Here is an 18,182-nt window from a genome sequence, read left to right on the forward strand (position 1 = left end):
GAATCACCTGAGGGCGTAGGCGCGGATCACGGTCTGGGTGACCGTGTTGCCGTCGGTGTCGGCGGCGGCGGTTCGCAGGGAGACGAAGCCGGCGCCGCGCGGGTGCTGGACGGTGGCGACGCGCTTGTCGCCAGTGCCGGTGACCGGCGCGGCCCGCCACGTCTTGCCGTCGTCGTACGAGACCTCGACGCGCACCGAACGCACCCGGCCCACGTCGGCGCCGGGCTGGGGTTCGACGAACACCGGGATCTCGAAGCGCCGGCCGGCCGGGGCGGTGTTGCGGTCGTCCAGGCGCGGGGCGAACCGTACGGTGTGCAGCGGCAACCGCTGGAACTGCTCACCTTCGACGTGGCCGGAGCGGAAGGTCCACGTCGCGCGGATCTCGGTGGAGAGGGTGTGCGGGGCGCCGCGTGACGACGTCGCTTCCAGGCGGTACGTGGCCGGCTCGGGCGGCACCTCGAACTCGGGGCCCTCGCCGATCCTGGTGTCGCCGCGGTACAGCGTCACCTTCTCGGTCGCCGCGTAGGAGAAGCCGGGGTGCCCGCTGCCGTCGCTGGACAGCGGCGGGTAGGCGATCAGGAAGTCGCCGGTCCGGGTGATCCAGAACGCGTCGTACGGCGGCTGGGTCACGGTCGGGCCGAAGACGCCCCGGTTCCAGTCCTGGCGGTAGGTGCGGCCGGCCCGGTACGGCTGCCGGCTCGCGGTCAGGTCACTGATCAGTGTCGGTCGGCCGGTGTCGTCGGCCGGTGGCTGCCACTGGGTGAACTGCGCGCCCCACTGGGTCTGCGGGTTGACGTAGTCGGTGCGGCGGAACGGCAGGTCGAACGGGACCGGCACCAGCCACGCGGCGGTGTCCTCGCGGAACTGCGCGAGGTTCGCCTTGTCGCCCCGCACACCGGTCGCCTCGGCGGCGAACGTCGTGTCGAGGGCCGCCAGTTCGGACAGCCGCGGCGATTTGCGCAGCCCGTGGAACATCCGGCCGGGGCTGAAGTAGGCGAGGTCGGTGACGTACGGGCTGTTGTGGAAGTCCCCGGCGGCGCCCGGCGCGGCGAACGTGCTGTTGACCGAGCCGAGGAACGTCGGGTCGGTGGCGTCCGAGATCGGCCCGCTGTACACCTCGTCGAAGTTCGACAGTCCGATGCCGGTGCCGTAGTAGGCGTCGTCGGTGATCCAGTCGGTGTTGAGTGCGGCGAACACGATGCCGGCGTCCCGCTGCGGTGCGGCCAGCCGGACCGGTGCGGCCCTGCGGGCGTCGACGGTGATCGTGCGGTCTCGGTCGACGACCACGGCGGATTCGGCCATCAGGGTGTTCTGCTGCTCGGTGTAGACCCAGCCGAACACGCCGTACCTGCCCTTGGGGACGCGGACGACCTGGGTGGCCTGCGGCGCGTCCGCTTCGACGACCTTGAACCGGTCCAGGCCGATGAACAGGACGGCGTGCTCGAGGCTGGGCGAGCCGTCCCGGTTGATCGTCCGGACGGTGACGTCGTAGCTCTCCACCTCTTTGTCGATGCCGATCGGGGTGGAGACGCGTACGCCGCCGGCCGCGGTCGCGGTGAGGTAGCCGCCGAGCGGGCCGTCCGGCTCGTCGCCGCGGGTGTCCGCGGTGACCGTGGTGCTCGCGGTGCCGCCGGCCGGCACGGTGAGCGTGGCGGCCGCCACGGTGAACGGCCCGCCGGAGACGGCCAGCGTGAGGTCGACCGCCGCGGTGCCGGAGTTGCGGTAGGTGACGGTACGGCTGACCGGCTGGTCGTCGTCGTGCGGCCACCGCTGTATCCCGAAGCTGATGCTGCCCTCGTCGACGGTGACGGTCTGGGTGATCTGCCGGGCCACGTCGACCCGTCCGGCGCCCTGGTCGAAGGAGCCGACGCCCTCGGTGGGCTTGGCCGAGGCCATCAGCGTGTTCTTGCGCAGCCGGGCGGACCAGCCCGGATGCTGCTGGGTGAGGATGGCAGCGGCGCCCGCGACGTGCGGTGCGGCCATCGACGTGCCGGAGAGCGTGGAGTAGCGGGGCACCGGCGCCGGTTCGCCGATGATGTCGTGTGCGGCCTTGGCGGCGACGATGCCGACGCCCGGCGCGGTGATGTCCGGTTTCACGGCGCCGTCGCCGAGTCGCGGGCCACGGCTGGAGAAGTTCGCCAGGCTGTCGTCGCGGTTGACGGCGCCGACCGAGAGCGCCGCGTCGGCGCTGGACGGTGAGCCGATCGAGCCGGGGCCCTCGAACCCGGAGTTGCCGGCCGAGATCACGAAGAGGGTGTCGTGCTGCTCGGTGAGGTCGTTGACGGCCTGTTCGAGCGGGTCGACCTCCGGGCCGTCCGGGCCGCCGAGGCTGATGCTGATGATCGGCGCGCGTTCGGCCGCCCAGATCATGCCTTCCAGGACCTGCGAGTCCATGCAGAACTCGGTGCCGCAGACCTTGCCGATGAGCAGTTTCGCGCCGGGCGCCACACCCTTGTAGCGTCCGCCGGACGCGGCGCCGGTGCCCGCGACGGTGGACGCCACATGGGTGCCGTGCCCGACCTCGTCGTCGACGCTGCCGGATCCGGTGAAGTCCTGGGTGCCGGCGATCTGCCCGGCGAAGTCGGGGTGGGTCTGGTCGATGCCGCTGTCCAGGACGGCCACGGTCACGCCGGTGCCGTCGTATCCGGCCTGCCAGGCGGTGGGCGCGCCGATCTGCGGCACGCTGCGGTCCAGGTTCAGTCTGCGTCGGCCGTCGAGCCACACCTTCTGGACGCCGCTGCGCAGCGTGCGTGCTCCGGCAGCCTCCGCGGTGAGCGACGACCAGAGGTCGCCGCGGGCGGCGAGGTCGGCGCGGACCGCGAGCAGGCCCAGCGCTGACAGATCACGCGAAACCCGCGCTTCCCCCGCGGAAAGAGCGGATCTCGCGCTTAGCGATCCCTTTTCGGGGTACGCGACGAGCAGCGGAATCTCGTCCCCGGCGCCGAGCGCCGCCAGCTCGGTGACGTCGAAGAGCCGTTTGTCGAGGCGATTCTCGCGCAGCAGGGCGAGCGCGTCGGACGGGATGACGTACCGGTGGTTGTCGATGGTCTGGCTGAGGAAGCGGACCCGCTCGCGGCCCGGCCCCGCGTCGACGGACACATCCTTGCCGTGCAGGGTCACCCGGTCTCCGGTGATCAAGGTGACCGTCGCGCTCTCAGCGGTAGAGGTCGGAGCAGGTTGCGGTGCAGCTGAGGCGGGGGCGGAGAGCCCGGCGAGGGCGAGAGTCATGATGGTCAGCAGTACTGGCGATCTCCGATGCATGTGATGCCTCCCGTGCCGGGACCACCCCGGCCAGGCATCGACAATCGCAGATTTATCGAGTGATCGGAACGCCGCGGGCCGCGGCCTCCACGCGCCGGGAGACCGCTTCCAGCGGGTTCAGGGAGAGCAGGGCGGCGAACGAATCGGGGCCGGGCTCGGGAATCGTGCAGTCGCCGAGCTCCTGCAACGCCGGCTGTTTCTCCGGCTCGGCCTCGGCGCTGATCTCCGCCGGCAGCAGGTCGCAGGCCGCGGCGGGGAGCAGGCGCCGGCCGGCCGGCAGAACGCCCTCCTCCCGGATGACGTCGGCGTGCACGATCCGGTAGCCGGCGGGTTCGAGGCCGGTATCGGTGGTGACGCGCAGCCCCGGGATCTCGGTTCGCGCACTCAACCGCATCTCGGGGAGGTGCCGCAGGAACAATGGGTGGCTGACGTTCGGGTCCTCGGCGCCGGGGAACCACGACAGCGGCAGGAGCAGCAGGAGCTCGGCCGGTTGCGGCGTCTGATCGAATTCGGCCGGCAGCGTCTGTTCGGGCTCCTGGTGCCCGCCCTCCAGCCAGGTGCGAACCGCGGGCGACACCACGTCGTCCAGGTCGGCGACACCCTGCTCCACGGCCGTCCGGTCGTCGGCGGCCATCGCCATGACCACCCGGCCCAGCTTCCCGGCCGCCGTCCGGATGTCCGGATCGACGCCGTCACCGTCGGCGGCCCGGAACTCGGCCGCCGGATCCCGGCGCTCCTGCAACCGGGCCCGGACCGCGTCGAGCGCCTGCAGCGGCCGGGTGCGATCCACCCTGCCGCCGGTGTCCAGCAGGTCGAGGAGCGGACGCTCGATCTTGTCCCAGCTGGCCACCGAGTCCAGGCTGGTGAACGCGTCGATGTACGAGACCAGCAGCTCCTCCGCCTCCGGCAGGCGGTCCTGGGCCACCCGCACCACGGCCAGGTCGAAGTCGCCCTCGTGCATGCCGGCCTGGCGCATCTTCCCGGCGTAGAGCTCGACCCGCTCGTGATCGCCGGTGAGCAGGCCGACCCGGGTGGCCGACGACCAGTTGGACCGGTCGGCGAGCCGGGTCCGCAGCCAGGTGTCCACGTCCTTGGCGGCGGCGATCGCCTCGGGCCGCGAGCCGGCCAGCAGCAGCGCCAGGATGTGGCTGATCTTCGCCCACGCCGCGTGTGCTTCCGGCGGGTGGCCGGCGAAGATGCCGACGGCGCCGGCCGGCCGGCCCAGGCGCAGCATGAGGTGGGCCTTCATGTTCCACTCGAACTCGGTGCGCGGCTCGCTGAGCACGTCGAGGGCCCGCTCGAACTCGCCCACGTTGATCAGCGCCCGGATGTGCTCGGCCACGTTGTCCCTGGTGGGCGCGATCCGCGCGGCCGCTTCCGAGGCGAGCTCGGCCATCGACCAGAGGCCCAGTTCGTACGCGGCGTCGGCGAGGGAGACCCACATGGACCCGTTCGCGGGTTGCAGCGCGACCGCCCGGAAAGCGGCGGCCAGCGCTCGCCACTGCTGATCCTTCTCGGACTCGTGGGCGTAGCGGGACAGCCGGGCCCGTACGTAGCTCTCGTTGAAGTAGCCCCAGGCCAGCAGCCAGTCCGCGTTGGTGAGCCGGGGCCGCTGGGCCTCGACCAGCGCCGGGATGTCCGTGGTGACGGCAAGGACCTCGTCCAGGGCGGCCTGGGCCTCCGTCTCGTTCGCCGACCAGGCCAGTTGCAGCAGGCAGCCGCCGAGCAGGCAACGCGCCTCGATGTGGTCGGGGTCGGCGGCGAGCAGCCGTCGCAGGGCGGCCAGCGCCCGGCCGGTGTGCTGGACGTCGCTCCAGGCGCTCGCGGCGGCCAGCAACTCCCGGTGCTCGGTCCCGGTGTCGCCGGCCAGATCCGCCAGCCGGTCGTGCGCCTCGGCCTGGACCGCCCGGTTCTGCCCGGTGTCCGCGGCGCTGCGCAGTGACCGCTCGGCGAGTTCGCGCTGCTCCTCGCCGAGCGCGCGTTCGGCCAGGGCGAGGTGGATCTCGCCGGGGACCGGGTCGAGCATCCGGACGATCTCGCGTTCGGCGTCGTCCAGCGAGCGGGCGGCGGACACCGCGCTGCGGGCTGCCGACATGCCCATGTCCACGTTGAGGTCGGGTGAGGCGTCCGCGGCCGACATCGCCAGCACGCGGGCCATCTCGAGCATGGCCGGGGCGGAGCCGGCGCCGATCCGCATCAGGTCGGCGCGCGGCGGGTCGGCGCCGGGCCGCAGGGCCTCGAGCCGGTGCGACAGCGCCCGGAAGACCGGGCCGGCGCCGGCACCACCGGCCTCCTCGAGCACCCGCCGGGCCTCTTCGGTGCGTCCGGCGTTCAGCGCGAACCGGACGAGCAACATCCAGAGGTCCTGGCGGACCTCCATGTCCGGGACGATCCGGTCGCCCACGGGCACCCCCCGGGCGCCGGCCTCCAGCAGTGGCGCGGCCACCTCCCAGTGCCGCACGGTCAACGCCGCCCACGTCGCGGTGCAGCGCCGGACCAGGATGCCGGTGCCGGCCGGCAGCGAACTCGCTATCCCGGTGAGCCGGGCACAGGCATCGAGACGGTACGCGGCGACCGCGCAGAACCAGTCGTCGAGCCAGTCGGCGATCCCGTCGAGCGGACGGTCCGCGCACTCGGCGGTCAGTTCGGCACGCCGTTCCGGCCAGCCGAGCTCGGTGAAGCGCACCACCCGTTCGCCGTCGCGGATCCGGGCCATCGCGGCGCTCAGGTCGGCGATCGCGCCCTGCAGGTCGGCCGCCCGCTGCAACAGCACCTGGTGTGCGTGCTGGAACCCGGCGGCCGGCGCGTGGGCGGTGATCTCCGGCAGCGCCGCGCTGAGGCCGAGGTCGATCCGCCGTTTCTGCCGCAGCCGTCCATCGAGCTGGGCGACGAGCTCATCGGGTTCCGGGATGCCGGTCATCGGTCGCCGCCCCTCATCCGCGTGACGGCCGGGGATGCCGGCCGCGGGTCTCGGCGAAGGCGGGGCGTTCGAAGAACCGCGCCCACGGATTGTTGCCGGTGGTGACGGTGAACCAGCCGAACCCGGCGAAGTCGATCAGGCTGTCGGTCATCAGCGCCTGCCGGGCCTCCTGCACCGCCTGCTCGACGGTGCGGCCGGCCGCCAGCTGCGGGTAGAAGAACTGGTTGAACCGTTCGTACTGGTGCGGGTGCAGCGGCCGGGTGCAGACCATGGTGTCGAAGCCGAGCTCGGTGGCCGCGCTGAGCACCGCGGGCCCGATCGGCTGGCAGCCCTTGCCGAGCATGTCGTACGGCTGGTCGACCGGCGGCAGGCCGAACTCGAGGATCACCAGGGACGGTTGCAGCGCGGCGATGACCTGGAGGAACTCGCGGGCCCGGTGATACTGGGGCTTCTCCATCCGGCGCCCGGGCGAGCAGGCGATCCAGGCCCGGTCCAGCCCGGAGGTGGAGTCGGACTCGGGCTCCTGATAGCCGAAGCCCATGTAGTGCACGACGTCGGCCTGGATGCTCGACTGGCGCAGTTTGATCTCGGCAAGCGTGGGATTGGTCAACAGGTCGTAGCGGAACGCCGCGGAACCCTCTGCCGTGCGGGCGGCGCCGACCGAGCCGGCGATGCCGTCCTCGATCTCGGCGCTGGACGGCCACGGCATGAGGTTCTGGCTGTGCACGACCGGCGGCCAGCGGGTGATGTCGTCCGGCTGGACCACGATGGCGAACACGCCGACCTGCTCGTCCGGCGAGTTGCGCCGCAGGGTTCCGCCGCCGCCCCGCGGCACGGTGGAGTTGACCCGGACGAACGCGTATCCGTCGGTGGCGGCGAGGAACCGCTCCGGGTCCTTCGGGTCGGTGGCGAACTCCCACGGCAGGTCGGCGAGCGGGCCGGACGGGTCCACGTGCAACCGGATCAGCACCGGGTCCTCGCTGCGCTCGGCCGGGCGGGGCAGCCGGTCGGCGACCTCGGCGGGGAACATCGCCGCGGACAGCAGCCGGCCGAGCAGCCGCACCTCGGGTTCGTCGCGGCGCCCGGAGCTGCGCGCCCAGCCGACGAGCACCTCGCTCATGTCGTCGCCGAGGTCGCGCACGGTGCGGACCGGGCCCAGGTCGTCGGGGCGGATGCCGATCCGCCACTGGCTGCGGTTGCCGTTGAGGTAGATGTCCACCTGCTGGTCGCGGCTCCACACCAGGCCGAGGCTCTCCCAGTGGGCGCGGCCCAGCAGCTCGCGGCAACGGCGGATGGCCTCCGGCGGCTCGGCGGCGAGTTTGGCCAGCTGGGGATAGGCGTCCAGGACGGTGTTCACCGGTATGGCGCCGCCGCCGAGGTCGAAGTCCGGATCTTCCGAGTAGACGCAGACGGCCGACACGGCGCCGGTGCCGGTGTTGAGCACCGGCCCGCCGGAGAAGCCGGGTTTGATCTGCACTCCGGTCAGCCGGAACAGCTCGAGTGTCCCGGTCCTGGTGTGGTAGCGGGGATGGCCGTCGGCGGGCACCACCTCGAGCCCGCCGGCCATGTCCTCGTAGAAGTCCTCGCGCGGGAAGCCGGCCAGCCGGTAGGCGCCGATGTCGAGGTCGCGGTGCAGCAGCACCGCCGGGATCGCCGGGTCGGCGTCCACCTCGACGAGCGCGATGTCGAGGTCGGGGTGCGACTCCGACGGTGGCAGCACCGTCCCGGTCCGCGGCTCGGCGCCGAACGGCTGCACCGTCACCTCGACGGCCTCTTCGACGACGTGCCGGTTGGTCACCAGCAGGGTGCTGCTGACGAAGAAGGCGGCGCCGGCCGGCCGGGTCCCGCTCAGCGGGGTGATGCGGGCCGTGCACTCCCGGAGCAGGTCGCTGAGTCCCTTGACGACGTCGTCGGAGAGCTCCATGACCCGCCGCTACTCGCTCGCCGCGGACGCCCGGGACCGGCTCGGCCGGTCGTTCTCCGCGACTGCCAGCTGCTTGCCGGTCCGTCCGTCGACCGGCTCCAGGCTGATCCGCACCACCTGAGTGGACCGGGAGGCCAGCTTGCCGTCGGCGCCGGCCTCTACGACCCAGAACCGCACCTTGCCGCTCGCCCCGGCCTCGCGCGCTATCTCGACCTGGAACTCCAGCTCCACCGGCCCCACGTTGAACTGCAGCTGCTCGCCGGCGCCGCGGATCCGGGCCTCCTGAAGCTCCTCACGCAGCAGCGCGATCGCCTCGGCCAGTTCGATTCGACCATCCATGGCCTCGATGATCCCGCGCCCGGGATCGCCTAGACTGTCCGGTTCCCGACACCCCGCTGCCCGTCGAGACCACGGTTCAGGGCGATCGCGGCGTCGATCAGGGCCAGGTGGGTGAAGGCCTGCGGGAAGTTGCCGAGCTGCTCGCCGGTCAGGCCGATCTCCTCGGAGAACAGGCCCAGGTGGTTGGCGTACGTCAGCATCTTCTCGAAGGTGAGCCGGGCCTTGTCGAGCTCGCCGGCGCCGGCCAGCGCGGTGACGTACTGGAAGGTGCAGAGCGAGAAGGTGCCCTCGTCGCCGGCCAGGCCGTCCGGTGAGGCGGCCGGGTCGTAGCGGTAGACCAGGCTGTCGGTGACCAGCTCGGACTCCATGGCCCGCAGCGTCGAGGTCCACATCGGGTCACCCGGGGTGATGAACCCGACCGTGGGCATCCGCAGCAGCGAGGAGTCGAGCACGTCGGTCTCGTAGTGCTGGCGGAAGGCCTGCCGGGCCGGGCTCCAGCCGCGCTGCATGATCTCGTCGTAGATGGCGTCGCGCTGCTGACGCCAGGTGTCCAGCGGGGCGGGCCGGCCGTAGTCGTTCGCCATCCGCAGGCCGCGGTCCAGGGCGACCCAGCACATCAGCCGGCCGTAGGTGAAGTTCTGCCGGCCGCCGCGGGTCTCCCAGATGCCCTCGTCGGGCTGTGACCAGTTGGCGGCCACCCAGTCGAGCAGGTCGCGGATCGCCAGCCAGCCCTGGTGACCGGGGGCCAGGCCGTGCCGGTTGGCGACGTACAGGCTGTCCAGGGCCTCGCCGTAGATGTCGAGCTGGAGCTGGCCGGCCGCGCCGTTGCCGATCCGGACCGGCGCGGAGCCGCGGTAGCCCTCCCAGTGCGGCAGGGTCTCCTCGACGAGGTCGCTGGAGCCGTCGACCCGGTACATCAGGCGCAGTGGGCCGCTGCCGTCCTTCTCGGTCTGCTCGTGCACCCGGTCGCGCAGCCAGCGGGCCAGTCCGGCGGCCTCGTCGGTGAAGCCGAGCGAGAGCAGCGAGTAGACCGAGAACGACGCGTCGCGTACCCAGGTGTAGCGGTAGTCCCAGTTGCGCTCGCCGCCCAGCTGCTCGGGCAGGGCCGCGGTGGGCGCGGCGACCAGGGCGCCGCTGGGGGCGTACGTCATCAGCTTCAACGTGATCGCCGAGCGGTGCACCATCTCGCGCCAGCGCCCGTCGTACGTGCATCCGCCGATCCACGACGACCAGAAGGCGACGGTGTCGTCGAACAACCGCAACGCCTCGGCCACCCGCACGGCGCGCAGCGTCCCGGCGCCGGTCTCCAGCACCAGGCCGCGTGCCTCGCCGGCGGTGAGCCGCACCTCGCCACGGACGTCGCCGTCGTTGTCCACCCAGAACCGGCCCTTGCGTTCGTCGTCCGGCTCGCGGATCACCCGGACCGTCAGCGCGTTACGGGCGCCCTCGAAGACCACCCCGTCCTCGGTGATGTGGGCCTGGTGCGGCTCGCGGCCGTAGTCGAACCGGGGTGCCAGGTGCACCGCGAAGGTGATCTCACCGCGGACGCAGCGCACCAGACGCACCAGACAGTGCCGGTCGGACGCGGTGTCACCGGCGGTGACCGGCATGAAGTCGATGATCTCGCCGACCCCGCCGGCGGTCAGGAACCGGGTGACCAGCACCGCGCTGTCCGGCAGGTAGAGCTGCTTGGTGGTGAACGCCTCGGTGGTGGGCCGGGTGGTCAGGTGACCGCCGCGCTCGGCGTCCAGCAGGGCGCCGAAGACGCTCGGCGAGTCGAACCGGGGCGCACACCACCAGTCGACGGTGCCGTCCGTGGTGACCAGGGCGGCGGTCTGCAGGTCGCCGATCAGCCCGTGGTCGGCGATGAGCGGGTAGTCAGCCATGCCGGCCAGCATGCGACCGCCCGGCAGCGCCCGGCATCACTCCGGGCGGATGAGTTAGCGGCGCCGCCAGGGCCAGGCCCGCCATGGCCGGCCGGTCGGTGGGCCGAGCCGCAGCGCGCCGGTGACGATCGCGTGCGGGTCGCGGATGGTGACCGCCGGCAGCAGGCCGCCGGCGGACAGGCCGGCCTCGACCGCGGGCAGGGCGCCGTCGTCCCCGACCAGCACGACCGGGCCGATGTCGCCGCGGGCCAGGGCGGCGTCGGCGAGGAGCCGTTTGACCGCCTCGTCGAGGCGGCTGAGGTGGGTGGCGGTCGCCGCGGTCAGGTCCTCGCGGGTCAGCACGACGGCCGGATGCGGTTCGGGCAGCAGCGTGGGCACGACCGGCTGGACGGCCAGGGCGGTGCGGGCCTGCTGGATCTCGCGGGCGACCCGCCAGTCGTCGAGCGCCGCGGCCGGGTCGGTGCCGGGGGAGGCACGTTCGGCGGCGAGCCGGATCAGGGCCTCGTCGACGGTGGGGGAGCCGGGGTCGCGTACCGGGGCGGTGGCCAGCTGCCGGTAGCCGTGCGCCGCGTCCACCACGGTGAGTTCGGGGGTCGCCTCGCCGGTCGTGCAGACCGTGATGAACGGGCCGGCCGGGGCGGCGCCGGCCAGGACCGCGGCGGCCGCGGCCACGGTGACGATCTCCGGGGTGGGCAGCCCGGCACCGGTGGCGGCCCGGTCCAGGCGCTGGCGGGCCGACGGCCCCCAGCGGCGGGCGGTGACGACGATGAGCTCGGTGACCCGGGCCCGGGCCTGTGCCGTCGCGGCCTCCGCGACGTGGGCGAGCAGCGCGGCGAGCGCCGCGACCGGGTCGAACCGGGCGTCCGGGGCGGGGGTGCCGGTGTGCAGCAGCGTCATCGGGTCGGGCCGGTAACCCTCGGCCAGCTCCGCGCTGGCCGCCAGGGCCGGGGTGCCGATGGTCAGCGCCCGGGTGTCGGGGTTCTGGTAGACGCCGGAGGGCAGCCGGGCCTGGCCGTCGAAGAAGACCGGCCGCAGCGTGCCGGCGGACTCGTACACCGCGGTGGTCCACCAGGCGGCGATGTCGACGGCCAGACGAAGATCCGCGGCGGGCATGTCCGGCAGTGTCCCAAAGGGACGATTGGCGTACGGGGCCGACCGGGATCTTCTTCGCATAGTGACAGATCGATCCCTCCCGGTGGTCAGAGAGATCGCCCGGAAGGTAGGGAAAAATCGCCAATGACGGGTCGCGGCGAGCGGGCGCCCGGACCCCTTAGAGTCTGGGCGTGAAGATCTCCAGCCGGGCGCAGGCCATCGCACCGTTCTACGCGATGGAGGTGGCGAAACACGCCGCCATGCTGGAGGCCGACGGTCATCACATCGTCAAGCTGAACATCGGCGAGCCGGACTTCGGGGCGCCCCCGGTGGTGCGCGCGGCGATGCGGGACGTGATGGACGGGCGCCCGCTGCCGTACACGGCGGCGCTCGGGCTGCCCGCGCTGCGGCAGGCGATCTCCGGTTTCTACCGCGACGAGCACGGCATCGAGGTGGACCCGGCCCGGGTGGTGGTGACCGCCGGCGCCTCGGCCGCCCTGGTCCTGGCCGCCGCGGCGCTGGTCGACCCGGGCGACGAGGTGATCATCGCGGACCCCTCCTACCCCTGCAACCGGCAGATCATCGAGAGCTTCGGCGGGATCGTGCGGCTGGTGCCGACCACCCCGGCGACCCGGTTCCAGCTGGACGAGGCATCGGTACGCGCACACTGGTCGAAACAGACCGGCGGAGTCATGGTCGCCACCCCGTCCAACCCGACCGGCACCTCGGTCCCCGCCGGTGAGCTCGCCGCGATCTGCCGGCTGGCCCGGGTGCACGGCGCCTGGAGCATCGTCGACGAGATCTACCTGGACCTGAGCGACCGCGACTGCGAGGGCCGGTTGCCGCGGACCGCGCTGGCCGTCGACCCGGACGTCGTGGTCATCAACAGCTTCTCCAAGTACTTCGGGCTGACCGGCTGGCGGCTCGGCTGGTGCGTGCTGCCGGAGGTGCTGGTGCCGGCGGTGGAGCGGCTGGCGCAGAACTACTACATCTGCGCCTCGGCTCCGGCGCAGGAGGCCGCGCTGGCCTGTTTCACCCCGGAGGCGCGGGCGGTCTGTGAGGAGCGCCGCGCCGAGTTCGGGGCCCGCCGCGCCCTGGTCCTGGACGGGCTGGCCCGGATCGGTCTGCCGGTCCCGGTTCCGCCGGACGGCGCCTTCTACTGCTACTTCGACGTCAGCGGCACCGGGCTCAGCTCGTGGCAGTTCTGCGAGCGGGCGCTGCAGGAGGCACACGTCGCGCTCACCCCGGGACGCGATTTCGGTACGCACACCGCGGACACCCACGTGCGGCTGTCGTACACCGCGTCCCAGTCCGACCTGCGTAAGGGGCTCGCCCGGCTGCACCGGTTCGTCGCCGGCCTGTAGTCAGCAGCGCGGCCCGGACCGCGCGGTCAGCACCTCGAAGACCCCGGTGACCTGGAGGGTGCGCCGGGTGATCCCGTTCGGGTTGGTCACCTGGAACGTGCTGCCGTGCTGGTGCGCCTCGCGCCGGGCCCGGATCAGCGCGTGCACCCCGGTGGAGTCGCAGAACTCCAGGTGCGTGACGTCGATGACCAGCCCGGCCGGCCGGGACTCGGCCAGCGCGCGGTGCACGTGCTGGTCGAGCAGATGGGCGGTGGCCAGGTCGAGGTCGCCGGTGAGGGCGAGGGTGGCCGCACCGTTGCCGGTGGTGTGCCTGACGATGTTCATGCCGGCTCCGCCGATCGTGCGCTGACGGTGTCCGCGTGCCCACCGCTGGGACAGGGGAGAAGCTGGGCCCGAACCCGTTTGCCGTCGTGGTGCGGCTGGGCGTACCACCGGACCGTGAGGGAGTCGATCAGCACCAGCCCGAGGCCGCCGGTCTCGTCGGGCGGGCGGGGGCGGGGCAGGACCGGGGAGCCGTCGGAGACCGAGACGACGACGTCGCGGCCGTGCGCCTCCAGGTCCAGGGCGATGCTGCCGCCGCCGTGCCGGACCGCGTTGGTGACCAGTTCGCTGACCACGGCGCAGGCGTCGGCGGTCCAGTCCGGTTCGTGCAGTCCCCAGGAGCGCAGCACCGCGGTGACCGCGCGGCGCGACCACCCGGGCGCTTGGTTGTCCAGGGGCAGGTCGAAGTGGGCCGTCAGTGTGCTCATCCGGCCCGCAGGTTACGGCCGTACGGCGTACCCGGGTAGCACAACCTGTCCGTCACCCGCCCTGGAGCACCCCGAAGTCACCGTCCGCCTCGTTGCGCAGCATCCGCAGCGCCGAGCCGGACATCTGGGCGCCCTGAGCGAACATCTGCACCTGCCCGATCGCCAGTTCGATGCCGTCCTGGATCAACCCGATCAGATCGGCGCCGACCTCCCAGACCGCCTCGGCGAACTGCTTCAGGTTGCGCACCATCATCAGCGACTTGATCATTTTCATGACGCGTTCGAGCGCGACCTGGACCATCCAGATGATGCTCTTGACGGTGTGCTCGTACATGTCGGCCAGGTACTCGCAGATCTGCTCCATGGCGTCGGCCTGCTGGGCGGCGGCGTCCAGGGCGGTCATCCAGCGGGCCCGGATGTGGTGGTCGAAGGCGCGGGAGGCGCCGAGCGCGTCCAGCGGCGAGGAGTCCCAGTGGTCGGAGAGCACGTCCATGCCGGCGCTGACGTCCACGGCGACGGCCCGCCAGGCCTCCTCGACCTCGTTCCAGGCGGCGCCGATGCGGCGCAGCGCACCCCAGTCGCCGAGCAGCACCGGGCCCAGTTCGGCCATCACGTCGTACCCGGTGAATTTCTTGATGGCGCTGATGGCCAGCTCGAAGCCGCCGCCGATGGCCTCGGTGACCTCGCCGATCTCCGGCGTGAAGACCGGTGCGTCGAGGTAGAGCAGGGCGCCGCCGGACGTGGTCGGGCCGGCCGACGCGACATCGCGCCCCACCCACGTACGCGGCATGTGCCCCTCGCCGATCCGGATCCAGATCTGCTCGGCATTGCCGTAATCGGTCTCGTCGTAGGCGTCCGCGGAGCGGCGCAGGTTGTCCGCGGTGCGCCGCAGGGCCTGCTGGAAGGCGCCGATGAGGTCGACCATCCCCTGAGCCACCTCGGTGAGGCTCGGCTGGATCTTGTCCAGCACGCCGTTGAGCCCGGTCATGTCGAAGCAGTGCTGCCGCACGTAGCCGGCCAGCTGCTCCAGCGCCAGGTCGGCGTTGTTCTCCAGCCGGGTGGCGTACCCCCGCAGATATTCGGTCTCGACCTTGATCGTCATCGCCCGGCCCTCCGGACGGCCGCGTCGTAGGCCTCGTCGAACGGCGTGCCGTGCCGTGCCGACCAGCAGGCGTCCTCGACGATCCGCATCCGCCGGTCCAGCCAGGCCGCCACCGCCCGGCAGTCCGGGTCGGCGATGTCCGGGTCCATGAGCTGCGACCACTCCAGCTCGCCGCGGTCGAGGCGGGCGAGCACGTCGCGGTACTGCGGCGGCGCGTCGTCGGGCGGCTCGTCCCGGTCGGTGGGCGGCTCCGGAATGCGGGTGAGCCGCGCGTCGGCGAGGTCGCGCCACTCGTCGGTGGTGCGCCGGGCGCGGTACGCCGCGTCCTCCAGATACCGGCGCAGATCTGCGGTGTTCGATCCCCCGTGGTCCATGTCCGCAGCATCGCAGGCTGGTCACCGCCGCGACGAGCCCCGCGTTCGCCGTTGCCCGCCATCCAGAAATTCCCGGCGACCGTCGAACCGGCACGGCTACCGCCTGGTAACAGACCTGGGTAGCCTGGCGGTTACCGACGGGTCAAGGGAGTGGACCATGACCGCGACGCAGCGCAGCGATGTCTCCGAGAAGCAGGCCCGGCAGACCGCCGAGGCCGCCCGGGAGTCCGAGTGGCGTAAGCCCAGCTTCGGCAAGGAACTGTTCCTGGGCCGGTTCCGGCTCGATCTGCTCGATCCAGCCCCGCCCGGTGACGCCGGCGCCGAGGAGTTCCTCGACAAGCTCGGGGCGTATGTGCGTACCGAGGTGGACGGGCCGCAGATCGAGCGCGACGCCCGCATCCCCGACGAGGTGTTCCACGGCCTGGCCCGGCTCGGCGCCTTCGGCATGAAGATCGACAAGGAGTATGGCGGGCTCGGCCTGTCCAACCTGCACTACTGCAAGGCGCTGACGCTGATCGGCTCGGTGAACGCCGCCACCGCTGCGCTGCTGTCCGCACACCAGTCGATCGGGGTGCCGCAGCCGCTCAAGATGTTCGGCACCGAGGCGCAGAAGAAGGCGTTCCTGCCCCGGCTGGCGGCCGGCGAGGTCTCCGCGTTCCTGCTCACCGAGCCGGACGTCGGCTCCGACCCGGCCCGCCTCGGCACGGTCGCCGAGCCGGTCGAGGGCGGCTTCAAGCTCAACGGGGTGAAGCTGTGGGCCACCAACGGCACCCTGGCCACCCTGCTCGTGGTGATGGCGCGGGTGCCCGACAAGGGGATCACCGCGTTCGTCGTCGAGGGTGACTCCGAGGGGATCACCGTGGAGCGGCGCAACGCGTTCCTCGGCCTGCGCGGCCTGGAGAACAGCGTGACCCGCTTCCACGACGTGTTCGTGCCGGAGGCGAACGTGATCGGCGGCCTCGGCAAGGGCCTGCGGATCGCGCTGACCACGCTGAACACCGGCCGGCTGTCGCTGCCCGCGATGTGTGTCGGCGCCGGCAAACGGTCGCTGGCGATCGCCCGCGAGTGGGCGGGGGAGCGGGTGCAGTGGGGCCGGCCGGTCGGCGAGCACGAGGCGGTGGCCAAGAAGATCGCGTTCATCGCCGCCGGGACGTACGCGATGGAGTCCATGCTGGATCTGTGCTGCCTGATCGCCGACGATCACCGCAACGACATCCGGATCGAGGCGGCGCTGGTCAAACTGTTCGCCAGCGAGACGGCGTACCGGATCGCCGACGAGCTGATCCAGATCCGCGGCGGGCGCGGCTACGAGACCGACGACTCGCTGCGGGCCCGCGGCGAGCGCCCGGCCGAGGCCGAGCAGATCCTGCGCGACCTGCGGATCAACCGGATCTTCGAGGGTTCCACCGAGATCATGCACCTGCTGATCGCCCGGGAGGCGGTCGACGCGCACCTGTCGGTGGCGGGCGACATCATCGACCCGGACGTCGGGCTGGGCGGCAAGGCCCGCGCCGGCGCGCGGGCCGGCGCGTTCTACGCACGCTGGCTGCCGACGCTCGCGGTGGGCAAGGGCCAGAACCCTTCGGGGTACGCGGAATTCGGTCCTCTCGCCGCCCATCTGCGGTACGTCGAACGAGCCTCCCGCAAACTGGCCCGGTCCACCTTCTACGCGATGTCGCGCTGGCAGGGAAAGCTGGAGCGCAAGCAGGGCTTCCTGGGCCGGATCGTGGACATCGGCGCCGAGCTGTTCGCGATGTCCGCGGTGTGCGTGCGCGCCGCCCGGGAGAAGCGGCCGGAGGGCACCCAGCTGGCCGACCTGTTCTGCCGCCAGGCCCGGCTGCGCGCCGAGGCGCTGTTCGCCGCGCTCTGGGACAACACCGACGCCCTGGACGTGAAGGCGGCCCGTGGTGTGCTCGGCGGCAAGTACGCCTTCCTGGAGGAGGGCGTGATCTCCCCGCCGGACGACGCGGCGTGGGTGGCGGCCTGGCAGCCGGGGCCGGCCACGGTCGAGGACGTGCGCCGCCGGATCCCGCCACCGGTGTAGGTCGTGTGAGGGTTTCGTGCAGGCCCGGCCGGCTGGGCGACGGAGCTGGTTGGATCCGGGCATGGCGAAGCTCCTCTACACCCTGTACGCCCGCCGCCTGCGCCGGCAGCTGGCGGGCGTGACCCTGCCCCGGCACGTCGCGATGGTGATGGACGGCAATCGCCGCTGGGCCCGGCAGATGGGTTTCGAGGACCCGCGGATCGGCCACCGCTACGGCGCCGAACACCTCGACGAGGTGCTCCGCTGGTGCGCCGAGTACGGCATCCGGCACGTCACCGTCTTCCTGGCCTCGGTGGACAACGTGACCAAGCGTGACTCCGGCGAGGTCGGCAACCTGATGCGGATGATCGAGGAGGTGGTCGCCGAGCGGCTGCAGCGGCCGGGCAGCCTCTGGCAGGTGCACCTGGCCGGCCGGCTCGACGTGCTGCCCGAGTCGACGCGCCACGCGCTCAAACTGGCCGGGGAGCGGACCCGCGGCGACTTCCACCTGACCATCGCCATCGGCTACGACGGCCGCGACGAACTGGTCAACGCGTTCCGCTCGCTGCTGGAGGCCGAGGGGCGGGCCGGGCACAGCGTCGACGACATCGCCGAGCGGCTGACCGCCGAGCAGATCGCCGCGCACCTGTGGACCAGCGGCCAGCCCGACCCGGACCTGGTGATCCGCACCAGCGGCGAGCGCCGGATGTCCGGTTTCCTGCTGTGGCAGGCCGCCTACTCGGAACTGCACTTCAGCGACGTCTACTGGCCCGGTTTCCGCAAGGTCGACTTCCTGCGGGCACTGCGCTCGTACGCCGCCCGGCACCGCCGTTTCGGCGCCTGAGGCGCTCCCGCTCTGGCAGGGTGGTTGCGTGACCACCACCCGGCCGGCGCCCACCCGGGCCGATCTCGACGCGTGGTTCACCGCGCTCATCGTCGGGGTCCGCACGCGCGACGAAGCGGACAAGTGGGCCTCCCAGTGGTTCGACGTCGCCGTCGAGGACGAGCACGTCCGGTGGGCCCTCGACCGGTTGCACGGCCTGGACCGGCACGACGACGACCAGGTCCGCCGGTGGCGCACCGAGTACCGGGAACGCTGCGGCATGCCGGGATGAGGGTCGGCGGTGCTTGATCGGGTCGCGTAGGCT

The 18,182-nt window shown here is 72.3% G+C and carries 14 protein-coding genes; 4 read left to right on the forward strand and 10 right to left on the reverse strand.

The window, feature by feature from the left end:
- Positions 1–3: 3 nt before the first annotated feature.
- The 6 genes from OHA21_RS05150 to OHA21_RS05175 all read right to left on the reverse strand — a co-directional run bounded on the left by OHA21_RS05150 (position 4) and on the right by OHA21_RS05175 (position 11,443).
- Positions 4–3,228, reverse strand: coding sequence for a S8 family serine peptidase (locus tag OHA21_RS05150; protein ID WP_328470674.1), 3,225 nt, complete (start codon positions 3,226–3,228; stop codon positions 4–6).
- Between the two features lie 85 nt (positions 3,229–3,313).
- A complete protein-coding gene (locus OHA21_RS05155) occupies positions 3,314–6,181 on the reverse strand; it encodes a hypothetical protein (RefSeq protein WP_328470676.1) in 2,868 nt (955 codons plus the stop codon).
- 13 nt (positions 6,182–6,194) lie between these two features.
- Positions 6,195–8,105, reverse strand: a complete 1,911-nt coding sequence (locus tag OHA21_RS05160) for a trypsin-like peptidase domain-containing protein (RefSeq protein ID WP_328470678.1) — start codon at positions 8,103–8,105, stop codon at positions 6,195–6,197.
- A gap of 9 nt (positions 8,106–8,114) precedes the next feature.
- A complete protein-coding gene (locus OHA21_RS05165) occupies positions 8,115–8,444 on the reverse strand; it encodes a trypco2 family protein (protein ID WP_328470680.1) in 330 nt (109 codons plus the stop codon).
- A 29-nt stretch (positions 8,445–8,473) separates the two neighbouring features.
- Complete coding sequence (locus OHA21_RS05170) at positions 8,474–10,330, reverse strand: glycoside hydrolase family 15 protein (RefSeq protein ID WP_328470682.1); 1,857 nt, start codon at positions 10,328–10,330, stop codon at positions 8,474–8,476.
- 54 nt (positions 10,331–10,384) lie between these two features.
- Entirely contained in the window at positions 10,385–11,443 is a 1,059-nt protein-coding gene (locus tag OHA21_RS05175) for an Hsp70 family protein (RefSeq protein WP_328470684.1), read from the reverse strand.
- A gap of 170 nt (positions 11,444–11,613) precedes the next feature.
- Between OHA21_RS05175 and OHA21_RS05180 the strand changes: the two genes are divergently transcribed.
- A complete protein-coding gene (locus OHA21_RS05180) occupies positions 11,614–12,786 on the forward strand; it encodes a pyridoxal phosphate-dependent aminotransferase (protein ID WP_328470686.1) in 1,173 nt (390 codons plus the stop codon).
- Here the strand turns inward: OHA21_RS05180 and OHA21_RS05185 are convergent, their stop codons facing one another.
- From OHA21_RS05185 to OHA21_RS05200, 4 genes are read right to left on the reverse strand one after another with little or no spacing between them, the layout of a single operon-like run.
- Positions 12,787–13,110: an STAS domain-containing protein gene (locus OHA21_RS05185; protein WP_328470688.1), complete on the reverse strand. Its 324-nt coding sequence runs from the start codon at positions 13,108–13,110 to the stop codon at positions 12,787–12,789.
- Complete coding sequence (locus OHA21_RS05190) at positions 13,107–13,535, reverse strand: ATP-binding protein (protein WP_328470690.1); 429 nt, start codon at positions 13,533–13,535, stop codon at positions 13,107–13,109. Before OHA21_RS05190 ends, OHA21_RS05185 begins: the two co-directional genes overlap by 4 nt.
- A gap of 52 nt (positions 13,536–13,587) precedes the next feature.
- Positions 13,588–14,637 (reverse strand): type VII secretion target, encoded by a 1,050-nt coding sequence (locus OHA21_RS05195; protein WP_328470692.1) that lies wholly within the window; start codon positions 14,635–14,637, stop codon positions 13,588–13,590.
- Entirely contained in the window at positions 14,634–15,011 is a 378-nt protein-coding gene (locus OHA21_RS05200; RefSeq protein WP_328470694.1) for a hypothetical protein, read from the reverse strand. The genes OHA21_RS05195 and OHA21_RS05200 overlap by 4 nt, the downstream gene beginning before the upstream one ends.
- 157 nt (positions 15,012–15,168) lie before the next feature.
- Between OHA21_RS05200 and OHA21_RS05205 the strand changes: the two genes are divergently transcribed.
- The 3 genes from OHA21_RS05205 (at position 15,169) to OHA21_RS05215 (ending at position 18,149) form a co-directional block, all read left to right on the forward strand.
- A complete protein-coding gene (locus OHA21_RS05205; protein ID WP_328470696.1) occupies positions 15,169–17,055 on the forward strand; it encodes an acyl-CoA dehydrogenase family protein in 1,887 nt (628 codons plus the stop codon).
- Positions 17,056–17,116: 61 nt separating this feature from the next.
- Entirely contained in the window at positions 17,117–17,878 is a 762-nt protein-coding gene (gene uppS, locus OHA21_RS05210) for a polyprenyl diphosphate synthase (RefSeq protein WP_328470698.1), read from the forward strand.
- A gap of 28 nt (positions 17,879–17,906) precedes the next feature.
- Positions 17,907–18,149 (forward strand): hypothetical protein, encoded by a 243-nt coding sequence (locus OHA21_RS05215; protein ID WP_328470700.1) that lies wholly within the window; start codon positions 17,907–17,909, stop codon positions 18,147–18,149.
- Positions 18,150–18,182: the final 33 nt, after the last annotated feature.

The organism is Actinoplanes sp. NBC_00393 (assembly GCF_036053395.1).
Taxonomy (GTDB): domain Bacteria; phylum Actinomycetota; class Actinomycetes; order Mycobacteriales; family Micromonosporaceae; genus Actinoplanes.